Source organism: Streptomyces sp. NPDC031479 (assembly GCF_055581065.1).
The window spans coordinates 68,666-88,719 of the sequence record NZ_JBVIKC010000013.1 but is presented as its reverse complement, the minus strand read 5'-3'; the positions used below and the strand labels follow the sequence as shown (position 1 = coordinate 88,719).

23 protein-coding genes are annotated in these 20,054 nt (G+C 73.1%); 15 read left to right on the top strand and 8 right to left on the bottom strand.

The genetic code is table 11. The features are described 5' to 3' along the window. Nucleotides 1-21: 21 nt before the first annotated feature. Complete coding sequence (gene bla, locus ACZ5D2_RS17070; protein WP_468930010.1) at nucleotides 22-945, top strand: class A beta-lactamase; 924 nt, start codon at nucleotides 22-24, stop codon at nucleotides 943-945. A 45-nt stretch (nucleotides 946-990) separates the two neighbouring features. Here bla and ACZ5D2_RS17065 read toward each other — a convergent pair whose 3' ends face one another. The 3 genes from ACZ5D2_RS17065 to ACZ5D2_RS17055 form a co-directional block, all read right to left on the bottom strand. After that, the gene (locus ACZ5D2_RS17065) at nucleotides 991-1,365 is read right to left on the bottom strand and encodes a DUF4180 domain-containing protein (RefSeq protein WP_468930007.1); all 375 of its coding nucleotides are present in this window, start codon (nucleotides 1,363-1,365) and stop codon (nucleotides 991-993) included. A 44-nt stretch (nucleotides 1,366-1,409) separates the two neighbouring features. Continuing rightward, nucleotides 1,410-1,838: a helix-turn-helix domain-containing protein gene (locus ACZ5D2_RS17060; protein WP_371675040.1), complete on the bottom strand. Its 429-nt coding sequence runs from the start codon at nucleotides 1,836-1,838 to the stop codon at nucleotides 1,410-1,412. A gap of 99 nt (nucleotides 1,839-1,937) precedes the next feature. Next, nucleotides 1,938-2,492 carry a DUF6817 domain-containing protein gene (locus tag ACZ5D2_RS17055; protein ID WP_371675039.1) on the bottom strand — a complete coding sequence of 185 codons (555 nt, stop codon included), beginning with the start codon at nucleotides 2,490-2,492 and terminating at the stop codon, nucleotides 1,938-1,940. 188 nt (nucleotides 2,493-2,680) lie between these two features. Here ACZ5D2_RS17055 and ACZ5D2_RS17050 point away from each other — a divergent pair, with 188 nt between their 5' ends. After that, nucleotides 2,681-3,610, top strand: coding sequence for a LysR family transcriptional regulator (locus tag ACZ5D2_RS17050; protein WP_371675038.1), 930 nt, complete (start codon nucleotides 2,681-2,683; stop codon nucleotides 3,608-3,610). 11 nt (nucleotides 3,611-3,621) lie between these two features. Here the strand turns inward: ACZ5D2_RS17050 and ACZ5D2_RS17045 are convergent, their stop codons facing one another. After that, nucleotides 3,622-4,692: a DUF8094 domain-containing protein gene (locus ACZ5D2_RS17045; protein WP_371675037.1), complete on the bottom strand. Its 1,071-nt coding sequence runs from the start codon at nucleotides 4,690-4,692 to the stop codon at nucleotides 3,622-3,624. A 217-nt stretch (nucleotides 4,693-4,909) separates the two neighbouring features. Between ACZ5D2_RS17045 and ACZ5D2_RS17040 the strand changes: the two genes are divergently transcribed. The 3 genes from ACZ5D2_RS17040 (at nucleotide 4,910) to ACZ5D2_RS17030 (ending at nucleotide 7,360) form a co-directional block, all read left to right on the top strand. Further along, on the top strand, nucleotides 4,910-5,539 hold the full coding sequence (locus tag ACZ5D2_RS17040; RefSeq protein WP_468930001.1) for a GOLPH3/VPS74 family protein: 630 nt from the start codon (nucleotides 4,910-4,912) through the stop codon (nucleotides 5,537-5,539). Nucleotides 5,540-5,610: 71 nt separating this feature from the next. Beyond that, nucleotides 5,611-5,943, top strand: coding sequence for a hypothetical protein (locus tag ACZ5D2_RS17035; RefSeq protein ID WP_371675035.1), 333 nt, complete (start codon nucleotides 5,611-5,613; stop codon nucleotides 5,941-5,943). Nucleotides 5,944-6,088: 145 nt separating this feature from the next. Then, nucleotides 6,089-7,360, top strand: a complete 1,272-nt coding sequence (locus ACZ5D2_RS17030) for an MFS transporter (protein WP_468929998.1) — start codon at nucleotides 6,089-6,091, stop codon at nucleotides 7,358-7,360. Between the two features lie 3 nt (nucleotides 7,361-7,363). On the opposite strand, the gene ACZ5D2_RS17025 is transcribed toward ACZ5D2_RS17030, so the two are convergent. After that, complete coding sequence (locus ACZ5D2_RS17025) at nucleotides 7,364-7,687, bottom strand: putative quinol monooxygenase (RefSeq protein ID WP_356217513.1); 324 nt, start codon at nucleotides 7,685-7,687, stop codon at nucleotides 7,364-7,366. Between the two features lie 324 nt (nucleotides 7,688-8,011). Beyond that, entirely contained in the window at nucleotides 8,012-8,842 is an 831-nt protein-coding gene (locus ACZ5D2_RS17020; protein ID WP_468929993.1) for a hypothetical protein, read from the bottom strand. Between the two features lie 221 nt (nucleotides 8,843-9,063). On the opposite strand from ACZ5D2_RS17020, the gene ACZ5D2_RS17015 reads away from it, so the two are divergent. After that, on the top strand, nucleotides 9,064-9,324 hold the full coding sequence (locus tag ACZ5D2_RS17015; protein WP_371675032.1) for a DUF6225 family protein: 261 nt from the start codon (nucleotides 9,064-9,066) through the stop codon (nucleotides 9,322-9,324). 202 nt (nucleotides 9,325-9,526) lie between these two features. Here the strand turns inward: ACZ5D2_RS17015 and ACZ5D2_RS17010 are convergent, their stop codons facing one another. Then, complete coding sequence (locus tag ACZ5D2_RS17010; RefSeq protein WP_468929986.1) at nucleotides 9,527-10,669, bottom strand: aminotransferase class V-fold PLP-dependent enzyme; 1,143 nt, start codon at nucleotides 10,667-10,669, stop codon at nucleotides 9,527-9,529. A 350-nt stretch (nucleotides 10,670-11,019) separates the two neighbouring features. Here ACZ5D2_RS17010 and ACZ5D2_RS17005 point away from each other — a divergent pair, with 350 nt between their 5' ends. The 3 genes from ACZ5D2_RS17005 (at nucleotide 11,020) to ACZ5D2_RS16995 (ending at nucleotide 14,358) form a co-directional block, all read left to right on the top strand. Next, a complete protein-coding gene (locus tag ACZ5D2_RS17005; protein WP_371675030.1) occupies nucleotides 11,020-11,586 on the top strand; it encodes a PadR family transcriptional regulator in 567 nt (188 codons plus the stop codon). Nucleotides 11,587-11,729: 143 nt separating this feature from the next. Continuing rightward, complete coding sequence (locus ACZ5D2_RS17000) at nucleotides 11,730-13,448, top strand: acyl-CoA dehydrogenase family protein (protein WP_371675029.1); 1,719 nt, start codon at nucleotides 11,730-11,732, stop codon at nucleotides 13,446-13,448. A 124-nt stretch (nucleotides 13,449-13,572) separates the two neighbouring features. Continuing rightward, a complete protein-coding gene (locus ACZ5D2_RS16995) occupies nucleotides 13,573-14,358 on the top strand; it encodes an SDR family NAD(P)-dependent oxidoreductase (protein WP_371675028.1) in 786 nt (261 codons plus the stop codon). Between the two features lie 9 nt (nucleotides 14,359-14,367). On the opposite strand, the gene ACZ5D2_RS16990 is transcribed toward ACZ5D2_RS16995, so the two are convergent. Next, complete coding sequence (locus tag ACZ5D2_RS16990; protein ID WP_371675027.1) at nucleotides 14,368-14,979, bottom strand: sigma-70 family RNA polymerase sigma factor; 612 nt, start codon at nucleotides 14,977-14,979, stop codon at nucleotides 14,368-14,370. 103 nt (nucleotides 14,980-15,082) lie between these two features. On the opposite strand from ACZ5D2_RS16990, the gene ACZ5D2_RS16985 reads away from it, so the two are divergent. The 6 genes from ACZ5D2_RS16985 to ACZ5D2_RS16960 all read left to right on the top strand — a co-directional run bounded on the left by ACZ5D2_RS16985 (nucleotide 15,083) and on the right by ACZ5D2_RS16960 (nucleotide 20,040). Continuing rightward, complete coding sequence (locus ACZ5D2_RS16985) at nucleotides 15,083-16,045, top strand: alpha/beta fold hydrolase (protein WP_371675026.1); 963 nt, start codon at nucleotides 15,083-15,085, stop codon at nucleotides 16,043-16,045. 96 nt (nucleotides 16,046-16,141) lie between these two features. Further along, nucleotides 16,142-16,585, top strand: a complete 444-nt coding sequence (locus ACZ5D2_RS16980) for a hypothetical protein (protein ID WP_371675025.1) — start codon at nucleotides 16,142-16,144, stop codon at nucleotides 16,583-16,585. An 11-nt stretch (nucleotides 16,586-16,596) separates the two neighbouring features. After that, nucleotides 16,597-17,925, top strand: coding sequence for a hypothetical protein (locus ACZ5D2_RS16975; RefSeq protein WP_371675024.1), 1,329 nt, complete (start codon nucleotides 16,597-16,599; stop codon nucleotides 17,923-17,925). A 29-nt stretch (nucleotides 17,926-17,954) separates the two neighbouring features. Further along, nucleotides 17,955-18,449, top strand: a complete 495-nt coding sequence (locus ACZ5D2_RS16970) for a hypothetical protein (RefSeq protein ID WP_371675023.1) — start codon at nucleotides 17,955-17,957, stop codon at nucleotides 18,447-18,449. A gap of 2 nt (nucleotides 18,450-18,451) precedes the next feature. Then, nucleotides 18,452-18,961 (top strand): hypothetical protein, encoded by a 510-nt coding sequence (locus tag ACZ5D2_RS16965; protein ID WP_371675022.1) that lies wholly within the window; start codon nucleotides 18,452-18,454, stop codon nucleotides 18,959-18,961. A gap of 191 nt (nucleotides 18,962-19,152) precedes the next feature. Then, nucleotides 19,153-20,040: a hypothetical protein gene (locus tag ACZ5D2_RS16960; protein ID WP_371675021.1), complete on the top strand. Its 888-nt coding sequence runs from the start codon at nucleotides 19,153-19,155 to the stop codon at nucleotides 20,038-20,040. Nucleotides 20,041-20,054: the final 14 nt, after the last annotated feature.

The following is a 20,054-nucleotide window of genomic DNA, read 5'->3' as shown; positions in this document are numbered from 1 at the left end:
AGCCGTAGGGGAGAGCGCATCGTGGGGACCACAGGAGCCCGTCCGACCCGTCGTGCCGTGCTGACCGCCACAGCGGGAGCGGTGTTGGCGGGGATCCCCCTGGGAGGGTCCGCGGCCTTCGCCGCGCCGCCGGGGAAGGGGGAGGGGGACGTCCTGCGGGAGCTGCGCGCCCTCGAACGGGAACACTCCGCCCGCCTGGGGGTGTACGCCCGGGACACGGCCACCGGCCGGACCGTGCTGCACCGGGCGGAGGAGCGTTTTCCGATGTGCTCGGTCTTCAAGACCCTCGCCGTCGCCGCGGTCCTGCGCGACCTCGACCGCGACGGGGAGTTCCTGGCCACGCGCCTCTTCTACACCGAACAGGAAGTGAAGGATTCCGGATTCGGTCCCGTCACCGGCCTGCCCGAGAACCTGGCGGCCGGCATGACCGTCGAGCGGCTGTGCGCCGCGGCGATCTGCCAGAGCGACAACGCCGCGGCGAACCTGCTGCTGCGGGAGCTGGGCGGCCCGGAGTCGGTCACCCGTTTCTGCCGGTCGGTGGGGGACCGCACCACCCGGCTGGACCGCTGGGAGCCCGAACTGAACTCCGCCGAGCCCGGCCGGCCGACCGACACCACCACCCCGCGCGCCATCGGGCGGACCTACGAAGCACTGGTCCTCGGAGACGCGCTCGCGGCGCACGACCGCGAGCGGCTCACCGGATGGCTCCTGGCGAACACCACGAGCACCGAGCGTTTCCGCAAGGGCCTGCCCGCAGACTGGACCCTGGGCGACAAGACCGGCGGCGGCGCCTACGGCACGAACAACGACGCCGGCGTCGCCTGGCCCCCGCACCGCCCGCCCGTGGTGATGGCCGTCCTGACGACCCACGACCGGCCGGACGCCGCGGCCGACCACCCGCTCGTGGCCAGGACGGCGGCGCTCTTGGCCGCGGCGCTCGGCTGACGGCCACCCGCCCCGGCCCCTCGGCCCCCTCGGGCCCCTCGCTCCTCAGGCCCGCAGGCCGGCCAGCCGGGTGCGGAAGGCCTCCGTGTCGGACAGGAACCACAGCTGGGTGCCGCGGTTGCTCTCCCGGACGAAGTCCCGCAGGGAGTCGCTGGCGTCGATGTGGTGCGCGATGTCACCGATGACCGCCAGTCCCATCCGGTAGTTGGCGAACTTCTGGACGACGGTGCCCGCCAGACGGGTGCGCAGCCGGAAGAAGTCCTCCGGCAGGCACTCGGCCGGCAGTACGACCCACTCCGCGCCCCGGTACATCCCCTCGCCGATCAGGTCGGTCGCATCGCGCTCGTCGCGGACGGGAGCTGCGTCGCCCGAGCGGAAGAGGACGGAGGTGCCGGCGAGTTCCTCGATCGTGTCAGCCATGGGAGGCGTCCCTTTCGTCGTGGGGCGGTCCGGCGGACGCCGGATCATTCCAGGTCCTCGATCACCGAGTCGATGAGCCGCAGGAGTTCGGCCGTGGTGTCCAGGCCGCCCAAGACGATGATCTTGAGGGTGGCGCGTTCCCTGTCGTGGACGCTTTCCACGCGCAGCCGGTCGTCGCCGTGGCGGCCCGCGACGGCGGCCATCAGCAGATTGGTCAGGCGGTCGACGGAACCGGGGGCGATCGCGTCGATCTGTACGATGCCCGACACCTCGGTGTGCCGCGCGGGGCGGGCGGGCGAGGGGGCGGGAAGGCCGGTGAAGGCCTCCAGGTCCTCGTGGGTGACCCGGTACTGCCGGCCGACGAGGGCCGCCTTCAGCCGGCCGTCCCGGACGTACCCCCGGACGGTCCGTACATGCAGCCCCAGCAGGTCCGCCACCTGTTCCACCGAGTAGTAGAGCTGCTGCCGCGTCACACCGTCCACCCCGTCGCCACTCTGCTCCCTGCCCCGCCTCCCTGCGCGGTGGGACCCTTAACTTCCCTCAAAGTACATGAGTGAGGGAAGTTTGCGTAACTACGGGGGAGGGGCGAGTACGGTCACGCAGTCCTGCCAGGCCGGCGGGCTCAGCAGTGGCCGCAGCCGGGTGAACATGGACAGGAGGTCGGCTCCCCACCTCGCGCGGAAGTCGCCGTCGACGCGCGCGATGTCCACCTCGTTGGCGGCGGTCAGTTCCACGAAGTCCCTGCGCCGGCGCGGGGTGGGGACGAACCGGGCGCCGGTGAACCGGTCGCGGAAGGGTGAGCCGGCGTCGGCCAGCGTGGGGTAGGACGCGGCGCGGTCGCAGCTCGCGTAGAAGTAGACGATCGATTCGGCTTCGGCGCCGATCACCTCGGCCAGCCGGGAGCGCTGTCCGAGCGGCAGGGGCGCGTTGGCGAAGCCGTCGGTTCCGTAGAAGGCGTGGCACAGTCCGGCGAGCTGGAGGGCGGGGCGCGCGTCCCAGCGTTCGAGCTGCTCCCGTACCCGTCGCAGGTGTGCGCCGAGGGTGCCGCCGGGATGGTCGGCGGTGGAGGCGCCGAGTTCCTCCAGGAGGCGTAAGGCGGCGGATACGCGGTCGGCCGATCGTGGCATCTGGATCGTTCCTTCCCGGGTGGGGTGAGGTCGGGTCGACACCCGGCAGTGTCCTGAGCGGTGGTCCGGACCGATGCTCAGGCCCCTGCCGGGTTGCCGCCCTGGGCCCGGGAAAGATCATGGCAAGGGCCAATATCCAAGTCAATCCTAGGGTTTGGTTCCAGTCACCCAAGGGATAGCTTGGGGGTGTGACTCTTGACGATCTTCGTTTCTTCTCCGCGGTGTGCAAGGCGGGTTCACTCAGCGCCGTGGCCCGCGACATGGACTGCACCCAATCGGCCGTCAGCCAGCACGTGAAACGACTCGAACGCGAGCTCGGCCTCAGCCTCCTGGAGCGACACCCCCGCGGCGTGGCCCCCACCCAGGCCGGACAGCTCCTGTGGATGGCGGTCGACGAAGGCCTCGGCAGCATCGACCGCGCCCTGCGCGACATCGACGACCTCGTACGCGGAGACGGTGGGTCCGTGCGGATCACCACCGGTGCCACGACGGTCCGTCACTTCATGTCCGCCGCCGTCGTCGACTTCCGGCGCCGGTTCCCGCAGGTCAGCCTGGAGTTCGAGACGGAGAACTCCAGCCGGGGCTGCTGCGGGGCGGTGGCCGCGGGCCGGGTCGACCTCGCCTGGATCACGATGGGCGAGCCGGTGCGCGGCATCGAACAGCGTCCCGTCGTCGAACTGCCCTGGGTCCTGGCCGTCAGCGCCGAACACCCCCTGGCCGCGAACCCGTCCATCGCCCCCGCCGACCTGGAGGGCATCCGCATCGTCGGACTGCCCGAGAACTCGACCTCCCGCTCCCACCTCGACCACTGGCTCAGGGAATCGGGCATCCGCGCCGTCTTCGACACCAGCGTCGCCGACTGGGACACCGCGATCCTCCTGGCGGAGCTGGGACTGGGCTGCGCCCTGGTGCCCGCCCTCCCCGGCTGGCTCGGCCCCGGTCACGCGGACCTGCGCCTGGTCCCGCTCCCCGCCCTCCCACCCCTGGGCGCCGGCTGGGCCGTCCGCCGCTGGGACGCCCTCTCCCCCCTGGCCCGCACCTTCGCCGACACCGTCGCCCGCCAGTGCGCGCGACGGCCCGCGGCCGCCCCGGTGAGCCCGGGGGCGGCACGGGGGTGACGGCCGCGCCGTCAGCCGGTGTACCTGGTGCCCTCGAAGGAGTACGGCAGGTGCGACTGCGCCGCGATGGACACCTCACCGGATCCGCCCGCCGGGACCTTCAGCACGGTGAGCCCCATGATCCGCTGGGTGTACGAGGTCCAGGGGATGCCCGTCGTGCCGGCCCAGCCGCTGCTGGCGAACGTCGTCGAGCGTCCCGGGCCCATCTCCGTGGACAGCTTGCTGACGGTCGTGCAGGCGACGAGCGCGCCGCCGTCGGTGGTCCGCCAGACCGGACCGTGCGGGGTACGGACGGTCTCGGCCCCGGCTTCGAGCCCGGCCGGGTCGCCGAGGCGCTCGCGCTCGGCCTTGAGGCCGTCGGCGAAGGATTCGCGCAGGGAGACGACCCCCTGGCTCCACTTCACGCCGCCCGCGCCGGCGTCGGTGTGCAGGTAGTCGCCGTAGCGCCCGCAGACGTCCGCCGGGTTCGCGGCGAGCCCCGAGGCGTCCCCGCCGGTGGCGGCCCGGCCGTCGGGGCCGACGGCGACCTGCGGCAGGTCCTTCGCGTCGATGGCGCGCGCGAGGAAGCTCTCGTGCCAGGGGGAGCCCGTCCGCTGCTGGTGGAACAGGGACCAGCGCAGCACCGTCTCGTTCTCGGCGGCACCCACCGTGTGGCCGGAGAGCTCCTGGGCGCCGAGGATCCAGCGGTCGCTCCCGTCGTCCCGGCCGGTGGTCCACGTGTGCACCGCCGGGTCGGTCTCCGGGGTGTTGGCGGGCCCGGGTTGCCGGTCGGTCCCGTACTTGCGGGAGGTCTCCACGACGGCGAGCTGCTGCTCCAGCAGCGGGCCCTCGGTGATCCCCTTCCAGTACTCGGCGTCGAAGCTGTCCGCCTCGACCTTCGCGCCGATGTCCTTGACGACCTCGCGCGCCGCGTCCTCGGTGAGTGGCGGGGCCTTGACCGGAGCGGCGGACGGGCTGCCCGCCGGCGACGCCGCCGCCGACACGGCCGGGCCGGCGGCCGGCCGCGCGGCGTTCGCGCCACACCCCGCCGTGGCGCCGAGGGCAAGCAGAACGGCCAGGGCCGTGGGTACGGAACGTCTCATGAAACCCCCCAGGGGAACGTGAACAGGCCCCTGATCATGCACTATGCCCCCGACACCCCCGTCGGGGAGTGCCGCGCCGCCCCGGACGCATGCCGTGGCGGCCCGCGCTCCGTAAGCTCGGGCACGCGCGGGCCCGGACGAGGGCCCGCGGACGCACCCGACGGGGCGACGGCGCGGCCCGCCCCGCCCGGGTCCAGGAGAGGACGTGGAGCACTTCATGACCACACCACGGGACTTGCTGATCGTCACCATGGACAGGGCGTCCGGACCGCCCCCCGGACAGGGCGACCTGTCGCTCGCGCTCGCGGGCGCCGAGCTGGTCGACCTCCTCGCCGCAGGGGTCGCCGCCCTCGACGGCGACCGCATCGTGCCGGGCGGGGGAGCGGCCCCGGCCGACCGCCTGCTGGCGGAGGCGGCCACCGCTCTCGTCCGGGAGGCGCCCTACGAACCGGTGGCCGACTGGCTGTGGCGCAGGGGCCGCGAGCTGTCCGGTGCCTACCGGTCCGCGCTGGAGGCGGACGGGCTGCTCGTCCGGGAACAGCGTCGCGGCATGTCCTTCCGGGCCGGCCCGCTGGTGCCCGCCGATTCGCCCGCACGCCGCCGGGCCGCGGACCGCTGGGCATCGGAGGACCCCGTTCTCGTCCTGCTCGCGGAGGCCGTGGGGGTCCCGGGCCACGGGCACGCGGACGCGCCGCACGCGCCGGAGGTCCCGGAGGTCACCGACGACTCGGTGGCCACGGTGCTGGCCGCCGTCAACGACGCGGTGGTCGAGCTGGGCGCCGTACGGCAGCGGAGGGCCATCGAGGAGGCGGCGTTCGACAACATCTGGCGAGGAGGCGGCGGCTGACGGGAGGTTCACGCCCGCGCATTGTGACTACCATGGGATTCCAGGCAGACACACTGTGTAATGGAGGCGTAATGCTGGGTCTGGTTCCCGGCGCCAAGCCCGATCAGGGCGTGCACGCCCTGGGACTCGGCGAGATCACTTCGAATCCGTGGGTCTTCAAGTGCATGGGCCGCGTCTACAGCGCGGCCCGCTCCGGCGGCGCCGTCGTCATCTGGGACGTCACCGACATCACCCGCCCGTTCCCCGTCGGCAGAGCCGAACCCGGTTCCGAGGACCTGTGGAGCGTCCACACCCCACGGGGCCTGCTCGCGGGCCGGACCGACGGCACCCTCTACGCGATCGCGGCGCTCAGGGAGGCCTCGCTCCCGGCCGGCGGCCCCCCGCCGGGCCCGTTCGGACCCTAGTCCCACCGGATCGGCACCCGGGCCGGGCCGACCTCACGGAGGGAGCGGACCGGCCCGGGGTACCGGTGTGGGCCCATGGGCCTGCTATAATCCAGGAGTTGGCCTTCAGCGGCGCACCCGATGCGCCTGCTCGGAGGCTTTTTTTATGCCTTCTGACCACTCCGTCTCTGCTTCCGCCTCCTCCGCCGACGGCGGGCCCGCCCCCGTCCCCACCGGATACCGGGCCCTGCTCCGGTCCCGCGAATTCGCCGGTCTCTACGCCGGATTCACCCTGACGGCCGCCGCCGCCACCCTGTCGGGCTTCGCCCTCGGCACGCTGGTCGACCGGCAGACCGGTTCGCCCTTCCTCACCGCCGTCACCATGTACGGCGCGACCTTCGCCACGGTGCTCGGAGCACTGACCCTGATGTCGGTCGCGGACGGCCACCGCCCCCGTCGCACCCTCGTCGCACTCCAGTGCCTCACGCTGGCCGGAGTGGCCGCACAGGCGGTTCCGGGGCTCCCGCTGGCCGCCAGGTTCGCCCTGCTCCTGCTGCTCGGGTTCTTCCAGTCCCTGGGGACCGGCACCCGCATGGGGCTGCTCGCCGAGGTCGTGCCGGCCTCCGCGTACGTACTGGCACGCTCCCTGATCAACATCACCTCGGGCGGCACGGCGATCCTCGGCTACGCCGTCGGGGCGCTGCTGCTCCGGTACACTAGCCCGCGCGGGCTCGTCGGCGTCGCCGCCGCCCTGGCCGCACTCTCACTGCTGGTGGTCGCGACGACCGTCCGGGAACGCTCCATCCGGCTGACCCGCCGCCCCGGACTGAGGCAGACCTGGACGACGAACCTCGCGCTCTTCTCCCACCCGGGCCGACGGGCGCTGCTGCTGAACCTGTGGGTGCCCAACGGACTGATCGTCGGCTGCGAGGCGCTGTTCATCTCCTACGCACCCCGGGACGCCGGTACCCTCCTGGCCGCCGGGTCGGCCGGCATGCTCCTCGGGGACCTGGCCGTCGGGCGCCTGCTCACGGCCGAGCGGCGCCGGCGCCACGCGTTCGCCCTGCGGCTGCTGCTCGCGGTCCCGTACCTGCTGTTCGCCTTCTCCCCGCCCCTCGTGGTCGTCACGGCGGCCGTGTTCGTGGCCGGCATCGGGTTCGCCGCCACGCTGCCCCTGCAGGAGGCGCTCCTCGAACTGACCCCCGAGGCGGTCCGTGGCCAGGTCCAGGGCGTCGAGTCCGCCGGCCGGATGACCTGTCAGGGCCTCGGCGCCGCGATCGCCGGTGGCGCCGCCCAGTGCCTCGCACCCGGCGCCACGATCGCCGTCGTCGCCCTGCTCTCCGCCACCGTCACCCTGGCCTCCCGGCCCTACGTGGCCCGGGCCCGCGCCGGCGCCGACGCGTGGGCCGACGGGGCGCGGGCGGAGAGCGGGAGCTGACGGTCAGTCGACCTGGAGCTCGCCCATCCGGCTCCAGCCGGTGGCGCCCTCGATGGTGGTGCTGACGATGTCGGGCGTCCGGGCGACCAGCGGACGCATCGCCTCCAGGGCGGCACGGAAGTGATCCGAGGTCACGTGCGCCTCCGCCGCGTCGTCCTGGAAGGCCTCGACCAGCACGTAGGTGTCCGGCTCCTCCAGGCTGCGCGACCACTCGAACCACAGGTTGCCCGGCTCGGCCCGGGTGGCGCGGGTGAACTCCGCGACCTTCTCGGGCCACTGGTCGACGTATTCGGGCTTGACGGCGAATTTCACCACAATGAAGATCATTCCGCCATTGTAGGCACGGCGCCGCCCGGCGCTCCTCTTTGGGCCCCGGGTGACGTCGTGCTACATTGATCTTGTTCTTGCGGCCGCGGAAGCGGCGGTGGGACTCGCGTTGGTGGTCCAAGGAAAGACACCCCACTTCCCGTGGGGGGATGCAGGTGCAAGGCCTGCCCAGCGCTCGATCAAGGCCCCGTCCTCCTCGCGGAGGGCGGGGCCTTTGCCGTCCCGGGGAGGTGCGGACCGCACGGCGTCGCGCCGGCCACCGACCGGCCGGGGTCCACGGTGCGCGCGTGAACCCCCGGCCGTGTGCGGTGCCCGGAGGGGAGGTCAGGCCTCGGCGGCTACGGCCTCCGGCTCCGGAGCCGTGGCGGGTTCCGCGACGGGCTCCGCGGCGGGGGCCGCCGGTGCGGGAGCGGCGGGCCGGGGTGCGGTGTACATCACCGAGCCCTGCTTGTGCTCCTTCTCGATGGAGCCCTTCTTGGCGAGCGCTTCGAGGGCGTTGCGCACCACCTGGGTGGAGGTCGGCCGGCCGGGGTGGGCCTCGGCCAGCGCGGAGGCGACCTCGCTGACCATGCGGGGCTCCGCGGCTCCGACCAGGAGGGTCAGGACCAGCTCGCGCAGCGGCGGTTCCGCGGCCTTGGGGGCCTTCGGCCCGGAGGTCTTCGGGGCCGCCGCGGGCTTCGGGGCGGCTGACTTGCGGGCGGTGGCCTTCGCCTTCGTCGCGGTCTTCGCCTCGGCCTTGGAGTCGGTCTTCGCCTCGGCCGGCGCGGCGACGGAGGCCTTCTTGGCCGGTGTGGCGGTCCTGGCGCGCGCGGTCGTCCCCGTGGTCTTCCTCGCCTGCCGCGGCTTCGGCACACCGCCGGAGGCCGGGCCCGTCGCGGACGCCGCCGGCGTGGCGGGCGCGACGGACGCCGCCGGTGCGTCCTGGGCCTCGACATCGGTGGGGAGGGCCGTCTGTTCCTTCTCCCCTTCCGAGGGCAGGGTGCCCTGGATGCCGAGGAGCCAGTTCTCGTCCGCCTTCAACTGCGCCAGGCGCACTTCGAGTTCCGCGATCTGGACGGAGACGTACTCCTGCTCCTTGCGGTTGGTCTCCAGATCGGCGGCGAACCGCTGCGCGTACACGTTGTGGATGGGTGTGGTGTCCGACTCGTTCGCCATTGCGGCTCACTCTCCTCATACCTCACGGTGTTGCTGCCGGATGCTACCCGCCAACACGCGGGCGCAACTGCCCTTCCGTGAAGATCCGCCGCACTCTCGCGTTCCGGAGAAAGCCGATGTGGCGCCGTCGTCCCGCCGTCGTTCCACCCGTATGCCGCCACCACCGCGTGTGCGCGGCGCGGCGCGGAGGCGCGTACGGGCGACGGGCCTAACCTCGGGGCATGGCTGACATGTTCGACCACACCCCACAGGTGTGGACCGCAGCGCGGCTGCGCGCGGCACTCGCAGACCTGCCCGACGAGACGCCCATCCACATCGGTGTGGCCGATGGACCGGGAGACTTCGAAGGGTACGGAGAGTACGTCCTGGTTGACGCCGAACCGGTCGAGGTGGACACCGGCGACGACCCCAGCGGTGAGCAGGTGCAGTTCACCCTTTTCGCCGACGCCCGAGCCGGTGCGTACCACCTCGACGTCGACTGACCGGGTGTCCGCCGGGGCAGGACCGGTGCGGTACAGTTGATCTAGAGCTCGCCGCCGCGGAACACGGTGGTGGGACTCGCGTTGGTGGTCCAAGGAAAGACACCCCACTTCCCGTGGGGGGATGCAGGTGCAAGGCCTGCCCAGCGCTCGACCGAAAGGCCCCGGCCTCCTCAGGGAGGCCGGGGTTCTTCGTTTTCCGGGATCAGTGGTGGTGGCGGAACGCGGCGGTGAGCCGGTCGACGTCCTCGTCGGTGGTGTGCATGTGCGGACTGATCCGCAGGGCGTCACCGCGTGCGGCGGTGTGGATGCCCCGTGCCTCCAGGTACTCCATGAGGCGCGGCCGTACGCCTTCGGGCAGGTGGACGCCGAGCATGTGGGGGCCGCGCGGCTCGGGTACCGTCCAGCCCGCGGCCAGGGCGGCCTCACCGATGCGGGCGGTGTGCCGGGCGAGGACCCGGGCGACCCCGGACGGGGTCCATTCGTCCATCTGCTCCAGCGCGGCCACGGCCATGGGTGCGAGCTCGAACTCGGTGCGCTGTCCCACGTCGAAGCGGCGGGCGCCGCCCTGGTAGTCGTCGCGGTAGTCGACGAGCCGGCTGAAGTCGCGCGCGTCCCGGCGCACGATCCAGTTCTCCTCCAGCGGCCGGCCGCCGTGGTGGGCGGCGTCCACGTAGAGGTAGCCCAGTCCGAACGGCCCGAGCAGCCACTTGTATCCCACCGCGAAGAGGAAGTCGGGGCGGACCTCACGCACGTCGAGGGGCACGGCGCCGGCGGACTGGCTGGCGTCGACCACCAGTGCCGCTCCGGCCGCGCGGGCCGCGCGGGAGACCGCGACCAGGTCCAGCGAGGCCCCGTCCGTCCAGTGGACCTGCGGTACCGACACCACGGCGGTCCGCTCACCGATCGCTTCCAGTACGGCCTCGGTCCATCCCTGCCCCGGCCCGCGGGACACGGTGCGCAGTTCCGCCCCGCGCTCGGCCGCGCAGCGGCGCCAGGTGTAGATGCCCGACGGGTACTCGCCGTCCAGTACGACCACGTGCCGGCCGGGCCCCACGGCCACGTTGGCGGCCGCGGTGGCGCACCCGTAGCTGGTGGCCGGGATGAGGGCGATGTCCCCGGGGGCGGCGCCGATGAGGGAGGCGAACAGGGTCCGGCGGCGCTCGGCGCCGTCGAACCAGTCGTCCGTCCGGATCTCCCAGGGCCTGGCGCGCCACGCCAGAGCGGCCCGGCCCGCTTCCAGGGACGCCGTCAGGGTGGGGGCGATGGCGGCCGTGTTGAAGTACGACACCTCCCGCGGGACGTCGAAGAGCTCCCGCGCGCCCGTGCCGTTCCCGTCGGCCACCACGATGTCCGTACCCTCCTCCCGCGCCCGCCCGGTGCGGCCCGCCGGCCGTCCGCGCCCACCTTAGGGGCGGGGGTGGCGTCGGCAGGGCAGGCGCGGCGGAGGCCGCTGGGGCGGTGACCGGGCGGGCCGGCCAGCTACCCGTCCACGCCGGCCGGAGAGCGAGGGCCCGGGGAGTGATGGAGGTCCCCGGACCCTCGTGCCGCTGATGCCGCGGGGGACGCGGGTGTGTATCTGCGACGTAGAAAGAAACGATTCACCCCGGACCGGGTTACGGCCGGTCGCGGGTGACCCGCGTCTCACCGGGGCGCCCGCGCTTGTCTATGCAACGAGTTGCATAGAAAGATCGGGGCATGGCGCTCGAACACGCGATACTCGTCTCCCTGCTGGAGAAGCCGGGATCCGGCTATGAGCTGGCCCGGCGGTTCGAACGCTCCATCGGCTACTTCTGGACGGCCACCCACCAGCAGATCTACCGCGTGCTCAAGCGGATGGAGGGCGAAGGCCTGCTCGCCGTCCGCGAGGTGGCCCAACAGGGCCGGCCGGACAAGAAGGAGTACTCCGTCGCCGCGCCCGGCAGCGCCGCCCTCTCCCGTTGGCTCCACGAACCGATCGAACCCGAGAGCATGCGCCACGACCTCGCCGTGAAGATCCGCGGCGCGGCCTTCGACGACCCGGCCGCGCTGATCCGCGAGGTCGAGCGGCACCACGCCGTGCACAGCGGCCGGCTCGCGCACTACCTCGCGGGAGAGCGGCGCGACTTCACCGGGCCCGACGCTCCGGCACCGCTCGACCAGGGCCGGGAGCTCCAGCACGTCGTGCTGCGCGGAGGCATCGCGTACGAACGGATGACCATCGCCTGGCTCGACGACGTCCTCGCCACCCTGCACCGGCTCGACGGCGCGCTCCCGCCCGCCTGAACCGCGCAGCACCGCGCGCCCCGATCCGCTTCTCCGCACCGCCCGTTCCGCACGGCCCGTTCCACGCCGAACGTCGTGCACAGAACGTCGCGCACCGCTCGTTCCGCACCCCTCGTCCCGCAACCTCAGGAAGGCGAACCTCCATGGCCGACGCCCTGCTGTTCAACCCGCACACGTACGACCCGGCGCACTTCGACCCCGAGACGCGCCGGCTGCTGCGTGCCACCGTCGACTGGTTCGAGGCCCGCGGCAAGCGCCGGCTGATCGAGGACTACCGCACCCGTGCCTGGCTCGGGGACTTCCTCGCGTTCTCCGCCAAGGAGAACCTGTTCGCCACCTTCCTCACCCCGGCCTCCGAGGCCGGGCAGGAGGACCAGCGCTGGGACACCGCCCGGATCGCCGCCCTCAACGAGATCTTCGGCTTCTACGGTCTCGACTACTGGTACGCCTGGCAGGTCACCATCCTCGGCCTCGGCCCGGTCTGGCAGAGCGACAACGCCGCCGCCCGCACCCGCGCGGCGGAACTCCTCTCCCAGGGGGAGGTGTTCGCCTTCGGCCTGTCCGAGAAGACCCACGGCGCCGACATCTACTCCACGGACATGCTGCTGGAGCCCGACGGCGACGGCGGTTTCCGCGCCACCGGCTCCAAGTACTACATCGGCAACGGGAACGCCGCCGGACTCGTCTCCGTCTTCGGCCGTCGCACCGACGTCGAAGGTCCGGACGGGTACGTCTTCTTCGCCGCCGACAGCCGCCACCCGGCGTACCACCTGGTGAAGAACGTCGTGGACTCCTCCAAGTACGTGAGCGAGTTCCGCCTCGACGGCTATCCCGTGGCCGCCGCCGACGTCCTGCACACCGGCCGCGCCGCCTTCGACGCGGCCCTGAACACCGTCAACGTCGGCAAGTTCAACCTCTGCACCGCGTCCATCGGCATCTGCGAGCACGCCATGTACGAGGCCGTCACCCACGCGCACAACCGCGTCCTCTACGGCCGCCCGGTCACCGCGTTCCCGCACGTGCGCCGGGAGCTGGCCGACGCCTACGTCCGCCTCGTCGGCATGAAGCTCTTCAGCGACCGCGCCGTCGACTACTTCCGCTCGGCCGGCCCCGAGGACCGTCGTTACCTGCTCTTCAACCCGATGACGAAGATGAAGGTGACCACGGAGGGCGAGAGGGTCATCGACCTGATGTGGGACGTCATCGCCGCCAAGGGCTTCGAGAAGGACACCTACTTCGCCCAGGCCGCCGTCGAGATCCGCGGGCTGCCCAAGCTCGAAGGCACCGTCCACGTCAACCTCGCGCTGATCCTCAAGTTCATGCGCAACCACCTCCTGGAGCCGGTCGAGTACGCCCCCGTACCGACCCGCCACGACGCGGCCGACGACGCCTTCCTCTTCCGGCAGGGCCCCGCCCGTGGTCTGGGATCCGTCCGCTTCCACGACTGGCGCACCGCCTACGACGCGTACGCCGCCGTGCCGAACGTCGCCCGCTTCCGCGAGCAGGCCGACGCCCTGTGCGAGTTCGTCGCCACCGCGGCCCCGGACGAGGAGCAGAGCCGCGACCTCGACCTCCTGCTCTCCGTCGGCCAGTTGTTCGCGCTCGTGGTCCACGGCCAGCTCATCCTGGAGCAGGCCCGCCTGACCGGTCTCGACGAGGACGTGCTGGACGAGCTGTTCGCGGTCCTGGTGCGCGACTTCTCCGCGCACGCGGTGGAACTGCACGGCAAGGACTCCGCCACCGAGCAGCAGCAGGGCTGGGCGCTCGGTGCGGTGCGGCGCCCGGTCGTCGACGACGCCCGCTCGGCGCGGGTGTGGGAGCGCGTCGAGGCCCTGTCGGGGACGTACGAGATGGCTCCGTAGGCCGTCACCGGTCACCGGACAAGGGCCGCCCGCGGGAGCGGGCGGCCCTTGCCGGGCGGTGCCGTCCGACGGCGAGCGCCGGCTCCCGGTTCGGGCCGTGTGGTCGAGGGGTAGGGAGGCGGGCATGCGACGTTTCGAGGGGTACGGCGTACTGGTCACGGGCGCGGGGCGCGGCATCGGTGAGGCCGTCGCCCGACGGCTGGCCGACGAGGGCGCGCGGGTGCTGGTCACCGACCTGGACGGGGAACGGGCCGAAAAGGCGGCGGCCGGTATCCGGGAGGGCGGGGGCGCCGCCGAGGCGATGGGCTGCGACGTGGCCGACCGCACCGCGGTCGAGGCGGCCGTCGCCCACGCGGTCCGCCACTTCGGCACGCTCGACGTGCTGGTCAACAACGCCCACTCCTGCCACCCGGACACCCCCCTCTTCGAGGACGGGACCGACGAGACGTGGGCACGGGACCTCGACATCACCCTCACCGGCGCCTACCGCTGCGCCCGCGCCGCCCTCCCGCACCTCGCGGCGGCACCCGGCCGCCGGGGCGCGATCGTCAGCGTCGGCTCGGTCAACGGCGAGCAGGACTTCGGCAACCACGCCTACAGCGCGGCCAAGGCGGGCCTCGCCGGACTGACCCGTACGCTCGCCGGCCACGCGGCGCCCCGGGGCGTCCGCGTGAACCTGGTCGCCCCCGGCACGGTCCACACCGACGGCTGGGCGGGGCGCGAGGCCGGGCTGGAGGCCGCCGCCGGGCACTATCCGCTGGGCAGGGTCGGCCTGCCCGGCGACATCGCGGCGGCCGTGGCCTTCCTGGCGTCCCGCGACGCCGCCTGGATCACCGGTGTGACCCTCCCCGTGGACGGGGGCATCCTCATCAGCCAGTCCGGCCTGCGGGGCGCCCTGCGCGGGGAGTGACCGCCCGGGTCAGGCCGTACCCCCGAGCCGGTCGCGCTGGATGCGGTGCGCCAGCGCACGCCGTACGGAGGCCGGCCCCGGGGCGGCCGCGGGGGGCCCGGCGGGGACGTCGAGGCCGCGGCTGATCTCGTCGTACGCCTCGCGGCAGCCGTCGGGCAGCTCGGCCCGGCGCAGCCGCAGGTCCTCCTCGACCAGCCGCCGCAGCTCGTCCACCGTCCGCGGGGTGAAGCGCTTGCGGCCGCGGGCGAACGCGTCGACGTGACGGGTGCAGCGGGCGGCGGCGCCGAGGGTCTCGGAGATCTCCTCGGCCAGGCCCCACAGGCGCCCTTCGAGCCAGGGTGCGTCGTGCTGGCGCAGGGAGAGTTCCATCGGGGTCGGCGTGGGGTCCTCCGCCCGGTACTTCACCACCTGCTTGGAAACGGCCGGCTGGCTCATGTCCGTGAGCCGCGCGATCCGTTCCTGGGTCCAGCCCAGCCCCACCAACACCTTGATCATCTCGGAGCGGAGCCTGCGCATCTCCTCGCCCGCCCGGATGACCTCGTTCATGTCGGCGAGGATCCGCCCCGCCTGTTCCTCGCTCAGTGGCCCGGAGTGGTCCGTCGCGCCTGTCGTGCCTGTCATGGCTCGGTTATACACCGGGGGAGGGCGTGGCCATAACCCGGTTTTACACCTCGGTTGTACAACCTGGTTGTACAACCGGGTTGAGGGTGGCAGGATCCACCTCATGCCCACTTATCCCGCACCTGACGGAACCCTGCTCGCCTACCGCACGATCGGAGCCGGCGACCCCCTGCTCTGTCTCCCCGGCGGCCCCGCGGACTCCCGCTACCTCGGCGACCTCGGCGGTCTGGCCCGGCACCGTCGGCTGATCCTGCCGGACCTGCGCGGCACCGGACGGTCCGCAGTCCCCGAGGACACCGCCTCCTACCGGTGCGACCGCCTGGTCGACGACGTGGAGGCCCTGCGCGCACACCTCGGGCTCGCCCGGACCGATCTGCTGGCCCACTCCGGCGGGGCGAACCTCGCGGCGCGGTACGTGGCCCGGTACCCGGAGCGGACCGGCAGGCTCGCCCTCGTCGGCCCCGGCGCCCGAGCCGTCGGCATCGACGTCAGCGGTGCGGAGCGGCGCCGGCTCGCACTGCTGCGGAAGGACGAACCGTGGTTCCCCGAGGCCTTCGCCGCGCTGGAGGCGGTCTCCCGGGGCGCCGGCGGAGCGGCCGACCGGGCGGCCCTCGCGCCGTTCTTCTGCGGCCGGTGGGACGCCGCGGCGCGCGAGCACCACGAGGCCGGGCAGCCGCGGAACCCGGACGCGGTGGCCCACTTCGCCGCCGACGGCGCCTTCGACCCCGAGGCCACCCGGGCGGCGCTCGGCACCCTCGCGGCCCCGGTCCTCCTGCTCGCCGGGGAGTTCGACCTGAACAGCCCGCCCTCGATGGTCGCCGGATTCGCCGAGCTCTTCCCCGACGCCACGCTCGTCGTCCAGCCCGGAGCGGGCCATTACCCGTGGATCGACGACCCCAGCCGCTTCGTGGCGACCGTGGCGGAGTTCCTTGACGCGGGTGCGGCGGATACCGGCCATGCCGACCGGTCCGGAACCGATGGGAATCCGCCCGGAACCGGCCTGCATTCCCTTTCCCCGGAGGCGTCGACCACCCGCACCGGCGCCCGGTCCGGACCGGCTTCGTAAGGATCCGGCGAGGGTTTTCCGTAGAGCGGAGGGGGCCTTGGTTGCTGTCCGGTTGTCATGCATAGGATCGGTGGCCTGCTAACGGGGAGAATCGATATGCCAGACGAATCCGGCCAGTTGTGGAGTGGTGGGAACGCGGGCGGCGCGGACCAGCGGGTGGGCACGCGGCTGAACGGGGCGCCGGGCCCGATGGGGCCTTTCGCCCCGGGCGGTTCACCGGACTTCGCCTCGACGCCCGCGGAGAAGAAGGCCGCCGCCAACACCATCGAGACCGAGCTCCAGCCGAACACCAAGAAGGCCACCGAACACGCCGACGACGCGACCGGCGCCGCCGGCAAGGGCTTCGACGGCTGGCAGACCGCCGCCGGCCTGAAGACGGTCGCCGACACGTGGGACCAGCAGGTGAAGACCCTCATGGGCCGGCTGGCGGGCGAGAAGAACGCGCTGCGCGGCGCCAGCAGTCTCATCACCGGCAATGACACGGGAGTGGGCGACCAGCTGCGCACCGCGGGCTCGAACTCCAAGCTGAACGGCCTGTAGGGGGAGCCGCGGTGCTGAACTACTACGAGGTCATGACCACGGACCTGGGCCTGCTCACCACGGCCGCCGGCAAGTGGGACTCGATGGCGGGTGAGCTGAAGAAGGTCGAGACCCGTTACGGCGAATCCGTCCAGAAGATCACCACGGGGCCGAACTGGTCCGGCGTCAGCGCCGGGACCGCCCACTCCAGTTTCACGGCGACCCGCTACGAGTACGCCGCCGCGCAGACCCAGGCCAAGGCCATCGCCAGCCTGCTCCGCGACGCCCACGAGGGCTTCACCGACCTCAGGAAGAAGCTGGAGAGCGCCCGCGACGACGCGGTGGCCGCCGGCATGACCGTCTCCGAACAGGGACGCGTCGTCTTCGACTACGCCAGGCTCACCCCGGCCGAGCGCAGCGCCTACCACCACGACCCCGACGGCCAGAAGACCATCTCCGACGCCGTCGGCACGTGGCAGAAGCACCTCGACGACCGGGTGCGAGCCGTGTCCGAGCTCGACCAGCACGTCAGGGCGGCGCTGAGCGCCGCCGTCGTCGACGGCAACCGGGACGGCTTCGGAAAGGGCGCCGACGAAACGTTCAACGGGTTCAACGCCCACCCCGAGGGCGACCTGTCCAAGGCCCCGAAGACCCTGCCGGCGGACACCGCCCCGGCGGACAAGCACGACCCCACCACGGTCACCGGGCCCGCCGCCGGTTTCTCCATCAGCGGCACCAAGTACGGCAAGGAGGGCTCGGTCAAGGCCTACGCCGACCTCTTCCACGCCACGGCCAAGGGCTCCATGACCGACGGGCGCTGGACGCTCTCCGGCGTGGACGACATGTACGCTGGGGCGCGCGCCAGCGCCAACTGGGGCTTCACCGACCAGGGCGTCTCCGGAAAGGTCGAGGCGTCGGCGGGCATCAGGTCACTGGTCGAGGGCCGCGCCGAGTACGGACAGGTCGGCGGCTACGGGCGCGTCGAGGGATTCGCCGGCGCCGAGGCCTCGGCCACCGCGAAGGTGACCAAGACCGACGTCGGAGTCGGCGCGAAGGCCTTCGCCGGAGCGAAGATATCCGGCGCCACCGGCGTGGAAGCGGGCGGCATAGGCGTCGGCGTGACCGGCGAGGGCTGGGCCGGCGCGGGCGCGGAAGCCTCCTGGGGCCTGCGCAAGGACAAGGAGACCGGCGCGTGGAAGCTCGGTGGCAAGGCCGGGATCGCCCCCGGCCTCGGTGGCGCCGTCGGCCTCGAAATCACCGTGGACCCGGGCAAGGTGACCAAGGCCGCCGGAGACGTGGCCGACTTCGTGGGTGACACCGCCGGCGACGTCAAGGACACCGTCACCGGCTGGTTCGACTGATGTACTCCCCCCTGGAAGGAGGGCCCGAGATGCCCACCACCCTGCCGGTACCGATCGAGTTCCACCTGCCCGACGGCTGGCTCCCGGCCCACCGGGAAGCGTTCGACCCCGGCGTGGCCTTCGCCGCGGTGCACCCGCGGCCCGACGCCGGCTTCGCCGCCAACATCACCATCGACGGAGGTTTCCCGCCCGAGGGCGCGACCCTCGTCGACCTCGCCGACGATTCGGTGCGGAGGCTGCGCGAGGTCGCCGAGTCCGTCCAGGTGGTCCAGCGCCGACAGGCCGGGTCCGCGGATTCCCCCGCCCTCACCCAGCGGATGACGTTCTCCGCCGTCGCCGGGGACGTCCGGCGCGACCTGGTCCAGTCCCAGGTGTTCCTGGCCCTCGTCGACATCGCGGATCCCAGCCGTCGGGCCGTGCTCCGGCTCGCCCTGACCGCCACCGCGGCCCAGCACGACGCCGTCGTCGACGACTTCCGGTCGTTCGTGCGCAGCGTCCGCCCCGACCCGGGCGAAGGGGCCTGACCGTGGGCCGTCTCTGGGACAGGTACATGGGCACCATGCGGCCGGACGACGGCGCCCCGGCGGCGCCGGCCACGGAACTGCGCGAAGCGCTGCTCGCGCTGACCGGCACGGGCGTGCCGTTCGGCGTGCGCGAGACACCCGGCGAAGGGGCGCACCTCCTGGCGGAGTGGCGGGTCATGGAGCCCCCCACCGGTTCCGGCATGACCCGGCGGCAGGTGGAGCGGACCTTCAAGATCTGGATGCGGCTGCTCCCCGAGGAGCGCGAGGTACGGGCCATGGACGAGCAGTGGGCGGTCACCCGCGCCGGGAACCCGCCGGGGCGGACCGTGCAGCGCGAACACGGCCGCGGCCCCATCCGCCTCGTGCAGAAGGAGTGGACCTTCGAGAAGGGGGCCGACGGCCGCCGGCAGAAGGTCGAGACGTTCCGCCTCGACACCCGGGACATGAAGCACCCCCTGCGCGACACCGTCCTCGCGGCCGGCTGGACCTGGCGCGGAACGCGCAAGCTCTGACGGCAGCGACGGCAGCGACGGCAGCGACGGCAGCGACGGCTGCCCCGGTGCGGAGGCCGACCGTACGGCCCCACCCGCGCGGTGGGGCCGTACGGCGCACGGCGCGGCGGCGCTCCCGGGCCGGCGCCGCCCGCGCGCGACGATCCGGAAGGGGCGGCCGGGGCCGGCCGGGGGCGACTACCATCACGGGCATGGCGGACCCCGAGCAGAGCGGCCGGGCGCAGGACGACGCGCCTTCCGTGCCTTCCGCGCCCTGGCGCGTCGGCGTCGTCGAGTACCGGCAGGCGACCGGCCTCCCCCCGTACGAGCGCCACCGCGCGGGCAGGGCCCGGCCGCTCGCCTCGCGCGACGGCCTGCGCATCCACGGCACGGTCGGCCGGGTCACCTGCGTCGACGGCTCGGGCCTGACCCGTTGGACCCACCGCTGCGCCGGCCTGCCCAACGCCGCCCATGTCAGCGGGGACCGGGTCCTGGTCACCACGGACTCCCTCGACTACACCCCCTGGGGCCACCTCGGCCCGGCCCTCCTCCTCGACCTGGCGGACGGCACCCGGATCGCCGAACTGCGGGGCAAGCGCGGCGCAGCCCTCGGCGGTGGCCGCTTCCTGCTCGGCCTGGAGGGGTACGACGCCTTCCACACCCGGAAGTACGACCGCGACGCCGACCTCGTCGACTCCTGGCGCAGCTACGGCCATTACGTCATCGGCACCGGCGTCCGCGTCGTCGAGACCGACCGGAGCCTTCCGGCCGGCAGCCGTGTCGTCCGCCTGCTGCCCGGCGGCGTCATCGAACGCGGCCCCCGCCTGACCGGAGCGTCGGCCGCGCGGCCCGTGGTCCTGGAGGACGGCACCATCCTCGTCCTCGACGCGGGGGTGCTGCGCGCCGTGGACCGCCGGCTCGGTGCCACCGTGCTCGCGGAGCTCCTGCCCGCCACCGCCGAGGAGGACCCTCGCCGGACGGTGTCCCTGCGCCGCGACGGCGGGAACGTCACCGCGGTCATCGCCGAGCCGCGGCCCGGTCACCCGAGCCGGTACACGGTCCACACCTGGACGATCGCCCTCCACCCGCCCCGCGGCTGAGGCGGGGCCGGGCC